The organism is Bacillus sp. JJ1127 (assembly GCF_036965845.1).
Taxonomy (GTDB): Bacteria; Bacillota; Bacilli; order Bacillales; family Bacillaceae_G; genus Bacillus_A.
This window is the reverse complement of sequence record NZ_JBALQK010000372.1, coordinates 1-5,185: the sequence shown is the minus strand read 5'-3', so window position 1 is coordinate 5,185 and position 5,185 is coordinate 1. Positions and strand designations below refer to the sequence as shown.

Annotated in this window: 5 protein-coding genes; all 5 read left to right on the top strand. The window is 32.1% G+C overall.

The window, feature by feature from the left end:
- Nucleotides 1–431 precede the first annotated feature (431 nt).
- The 5 genes from V7183_RS24635 (at nucleotide 432) to V7183_RS24615 (ending at nucleotide 4,978) form a co-directional block, all read left to right on the top strand.
- The gene (locus tag V7183_RS24635) at nucleotides 432–1,145 is read left to right on the top strand and encodes a response regulator transcription factor (RefSeq protein WP_097899429.1); all 714 of its coding nucleotides are present in this window, start codon (nucleotides 432–434) and stop codon (nucleotides 1,143–1,145) included.
- Nucleotides 1,135–2,178 carry a sensor histidine kinase gene (locus V7183_RS24630; protein WP_335361172.1) on the top strand — a complete coding sequence of 348 codons (1,044 nt, stop codon included), beginning with the start codon at nucleotides 1,135–1,137 and terminating at the stop codon, nucleotides 2,176–2,178. The genes V7183_RS24635 and V7183_RS24630 overlap by 11 nt, the downstream gene beginning before the upstream one ends.
- A gap of 63 nt (nucleotides 2,179–2,241) precedes the next feature.
- Nucleotides 2,242–3,162, top strand: a complete 921-nt coding sequence (locus V7183_RS24625) for an ABC transporter ATP-binding protein (protein ID WP_335361171.1) — start codon at nucleotides 2,242–2,244, stop codon at nucleotides 3,160–3,162.
- Nucleotides 3,155–3,892 carry an ABC transporter permease gene (locus V7183_RS24620; RefSeq protein WP_335361170.1) on the top strand — a complete coding sequence of 246 codons (738 nt, stop codon included), beginning with the start codon at nucleotides 3,155–3,157 and terminating at the stop codon, nucleotides 3,890–3,892. The genes V7183_RS24625 and V7183_RS24620 overlap by 8 nt, the downstream gene beginning before the upstream one ends.
- A gap of 360 nt (nucleotides 3,893–4,252) precedes the next feature.
- Nucleotides 4,253–4,978 carry a nucleotidyltransferase domain-containing protein gene (locus V7183_RS24615; RefSeq protein ID WP_335361169.1) on the top strand — a complete coding sequence of 242 codons (726 nt, stop codon included), beginning with the start codon at nucleotides 4,253–4,255 and terminating at the stop codon, nucleotides 4,976–4,978.
- Nucleotides 4,979–5,185 lie beyond the last annotated feature (207 nt).

Genomic DNA, 5,185 nt, shown 5'->3' with positions numbered 1-5,185 from the left:
AACTTGTTTGCCGCTCATTCGCGACTTCCTTATGTTAACATTTCTATGTTTCAATGTCAACTAAGTTTTTTTATTTCATTTGCCGCATTTTACTTTGTTGCTATTAGCGACTTGTGTAATATTACACCTCTATATAGTAATAGTCAATGGTTTTTCGGAATTTTTTTCATAACGATATTTAATTATTCTTTTTACATTACTGTAGTACGAAAAATACACTATTGAATCCTTACTAAACAACTACAATGCTCTTCCCTCCTCTTAATCTATTTCCCAAGTGAGCTTTTTTCTACATTCAATAAACTCTATTCCTTTTCCTAAAGCCAACACCCTTATTTTAACAATTAATAGTATATAATAAGATAACTATTGTACTTCTCTTTACCAAAACCATAATACAAAACAAAATCCTATTAGAAACAGGTGAAAATATGGAAGATATCCGTGTACTTATAGCAGACGATGAAAAAGAAATACGAGATTTATTAAAAAAATATCTAGAACGAGAACTATATACAGTAGATATCGCTATACATGGTGAGGAAGCTCTTCACTTATTTGAACAAAACAAATATAACCTCATTATATTAGATCTTATGATGCCTAAAGTTGATGGTATCGAAGTATGCAGAAGACTTAGAAACAAAACAAATATCCCGATATTAATGCTCACTGCTAAAGATCAAGAAGTAGATAAAGTTTTAGGCTTAGGCATAGGTGCAGACGATTACATTACAAAGCCTTTTAGTATCAATGAAGTAGTCGCTAGAGTAAAAGCTCTTATGAGGCGCTTTTTAATATTAGGAAGTAATGCTAACACGCAAGAAAAAACAATCCTAACATTTAAAGGGCTAACAATTGATGTGAAAAAGTACACAGTTAACGTAGATGGACAAGACATACCTTTAACCGGGAAAGAACTTGAATTATTAAAGTTTTTCGCTTCAAATCCTGAACAAGTTTTTACGAAAACGCAACTCTTTCGCAATGTTTGGGACAGTAACTATATAGAAGATGACAATACAGTTATGGTACATATTAGAAAGCTTAGAAAGAAAATAGAAATTGATCCCTCAAATCCTAAATTTATTCAAACTGTATGGGGAATTGGATATAAGTTTGTAGGTGAAAAGGTTGAAGAATGATAAAGTTCTGTATCTACTTCTATTACAACTTTTAGCAATCACAGCACTTCTATTTATAGATATGAGTAACAATCAATTAGAAACAGGAAGATTAGCCTTATTTATTGTCCTCTTCACTATAACAATCAGTCTTTTCTTTATCAGGCTTCATTTTATCAAAAGCCGAAAATCCATGGTTACCGGATTAAGACGTGCTATTAAAGGAAATACACACGCAAGACTCTATACAAATAACGATCATTCATTGGACGAAGTAGTCTTTTCTACAAATGAATTAATAACCGCACTAGAAAAAGTGCAAATTGAAGCTGTAAAATCTCAAGAAGCTAGAAAACAACTCCTATCTAGTATTTCGCATGATATTCGGACACCCCTTACTTCTATTATTGGCTATATTGATGCTTTAAAAGATGATATTGCTACTTCAGAAGAAGAGAAACAAGAATATCTTGAAATCATTTCAAAGAAATCAAGCAACTTAAAACAATTAGTTGATGAAATATTTAATATAGCCAAACTAGATGCAGATGAATTTCCATTGAAGGAAGAGCCTCTCAATTTTGCTGAGATTGCTAGAGAATCTTTAATTGAGTTTTTACCTGAGCTATCGAAACATGATATAGAGTTACAAGTTAGTATCCCAGAAACACCTTGTCCTATTATAGCGGATTCCCTTAGTCTTATGCGAGTTATAGGTAATCTCATGAAAAACGCTATATATTACGGAAAGTCCGGACAAATAATAGGAATCGAACTTCTAGAAACAATGAATGAATATCAGTTACTCATTTGGGATAAAGGACCTGGAATTTCAACAGATGATCTAGAGAACGTGTTTGAGCGAATGTACCGAAGTGACCAATCCAGGAACCCTTCGCATGGTGGAAGCGGCCTAGGACTCGCTATTGCGAAAGCTCTCGTAGAAAAAAACGGCGGACAAATATGGGTAGAAAGTATGCCGTGGAAAAAGACCACCTTTGGCTTCTCCATCCCAAAACAAGTCGCTTTTAAGAAACAGTTAAGAAATGATTAAGCAGCAGTTAAATCCTCCTTTTTATCATGTAATTAAGAACTTATGAAAAGCGGGTGTTTCAAAATGAATGCAATTATAAAGACAACAAATCTCACTAAAATTTATGGCAAACAAAAATCAGTAGATAATCTCAATATAAATGTAAATCAAGGAGAGATTTACGGCTTTATCGGACGAAATGGTGCGGGTAAAACGACTACAATTCGAATGCTGCTGGGGTTAATAAAACCTACAAGCGGAAAAATCGAAATATTCGGGGAGGATTTTTTTAAGAATCAAAAAGAAATTTTAAGAAGAATCGGCTCAATCGTTGAAGTTCCAGGTTTTTATGAAAACCTTACTGCAAAAGAAAATTTATTAATTAATGCCAAAATCATTGGAGTTTACAAAAAAAATGCGATTGAAGAGGCATTAGAAATTGTAGGACTAGAACATGAAACAAAAAAGCTAGTGGGCAAATATTCCTTAGGGATGAAACAACGATTAGGAATCGCAAGAGCACTTCTCCATTATCCAGAACTATTAATACTAGATGAACCAACAAACGGATTAGATCCAATTGGAATTAAAGAAATGCGAAAGTTGATTAAATCTTTAGCAAAGGAAAGAAATATAACAATATTAATTTCTAGCCATATTTTAGCTGAAGTCGAACAGCTAGTCGATCATATGGGCATTATTCATGAAGGAAAGTTATTAGAAGAGACTTCTCTTGATGCACTTCGAAAGCTAAATCGTAAATACTTGGAATTCCAAGTAAATGACGATAATAAAGCTACGCTGCTTTTAGAGAAACAATTTCATATTTTTGATTACGAAGTACATGATGAAGGACATATTCGCGTTTATTCTCATTTCGGACAACAAGGACAGATTAATAAACTCTTTGTTCAAAACGATATTGAAGTATCAAAGATTATGATGAGCGAAGACAGATTAGAAGATTACTTCACCAAATTGGTTGGAGGTGGGACAATTGGTTAATCTACTATATGCGGAACTATTAAAGTTAAAACGTTCTAATATGTTCTTGATTAGTATTATTGGAGCAGCTGTAGCACCGTTTATGATCATTTTGGCCTTTTATATAGAAATGAAAACAAAACCATCTGTTACACCTGCGAGTTTCGATGCCCTTTTTCTTAATGTAAATATGTATACTATTTTATTTATGGGAGTCCTTCTATACGGAGTCGTTACCGCTTATCTCTTTAATCGTGAATACACAGAAAATACATTAAAAAATTTATTAACCATTCCTGTATCACGTTTTAACTTTATTATGAGCAAATTCATCCTTCTGTTTATTTGGATTATGATCCTAACTATAGTTGCATGGGGACTAACTTTACTATTAGGGCTATTAGGAGGTTTTCCTGGATTAAGCATCCCTTTATCTTTTCAATTTTTAGTGAAATTTTTACTAGGCGGTGGATTCCTTTTTATCTTATCTTCTCCTATTGTACTGCTAACTCTTGTAATGAAGACTTATGTTCCGCCTATTATATTAACAATTGTTGTAGCAATGGTAAATGTTCTAACTGCAAGTTCGGAACACAAAGATTTGTTTCCTTGGACAGCTGCACTAGATATAGTAAATAACGAATTGCAACCGACATATCCACCAGAATATTCTTATATTATCATTGCCGCTACAGCTATTATCAGCTTTCTCGCAACAATATTCTATTTTAAAAAGGTTGATATTCATTGATTAATAAAGATGGTGAGATTCCCTTTTAGAAATCAATATCTTTAAGTTTAGATGATATCCCAATGTTTGCAGTAGTAACTTTTCTAACACTCCTCCCGAAAATATGTTTACTATCTTCGTATGGCTTTAATTATAAGAAAATACTCTATCCCTAACCTAAACTGATATTTAGGAATATCGGTTTAGGTTACTTATTATCTCGAATAAGGGGAACAATTTATGAAAAATTTTGAAGAGAAATGTAAAAAATACTTAGATACCAAAAACATCCATGCAGAGCATCTTATCCTTTCTATGAGAAGGAAAATCACTTAATATCTCGAACGTCTTATTAAGCACAATTAAATTTGGAGGGCTAAAATGATAGAAAACCTTTCATTCATTAATTATGAACACCATAAAAAGTTAGTCCGAACAATCTCAAATGATTGTATGGCTAAAGATGAAATTATTGGGTTAATGCTTATAGGTTCTGTCGCAAGAGGAGATGCTTACCCTGACTCCGATTTAGATTTATATTTTCTTTTAGAAAATGGATATAATAAAAAATTCCATTCTGAAATTAGAGGAAATATTTTAATTGAATATAAATATGCAGACTTTAATCAAGTTCAATTAAACTTTGATAACAATCCAATGGAACTATACTCTTTTTTAGATGGCAAAATTTTATTTGATAATAAAGGGTTCCTGAAGCAATTAATGTGGATAGCCCAACAAAAATATAAGGATTATTGTATTTCTGAAAATAAAATAAGAGGCATTTCTCATTGGTTAAATAGTTCACTCATTAAGATCAATGCTGCTCTAAAAGTAAATGATGTATTAAAAGCTTCATATATATTGAACACATCAACTTGGGTAATGTTAGAAGGTATATGGACTATAAACAACAAACCAATACCTCCTTCTGGCTCTGTTTTGGTACATATTAAAGAATTATCTAATCGACTTACTAATTTAGATGACTTGCTTAATAAAGTGTTCTTAGGTGATACGACGGAACGTATTAATTCAGCAATCATAATTATTGAGTGGGTTCTATTGAATTTAAAACAGCAAATAGACAATTCCTTATCGAGCTAACAGATGCGTTAAATTCAACAAGGATTATTTTAACACCCTCCAAATAATCGGATCGGCGTTTTCAGTTTTTATAGATGAGGATATAGTTTTTATAAAAAGGAGTACTGTCACATTTGGCGATTGTCAATATGTTAAAAATGAATGATGAGCAGGTTATTCTTACACGAAAATAAGTACTATGTTTAGTAAACACAAAAAAACCTAAGT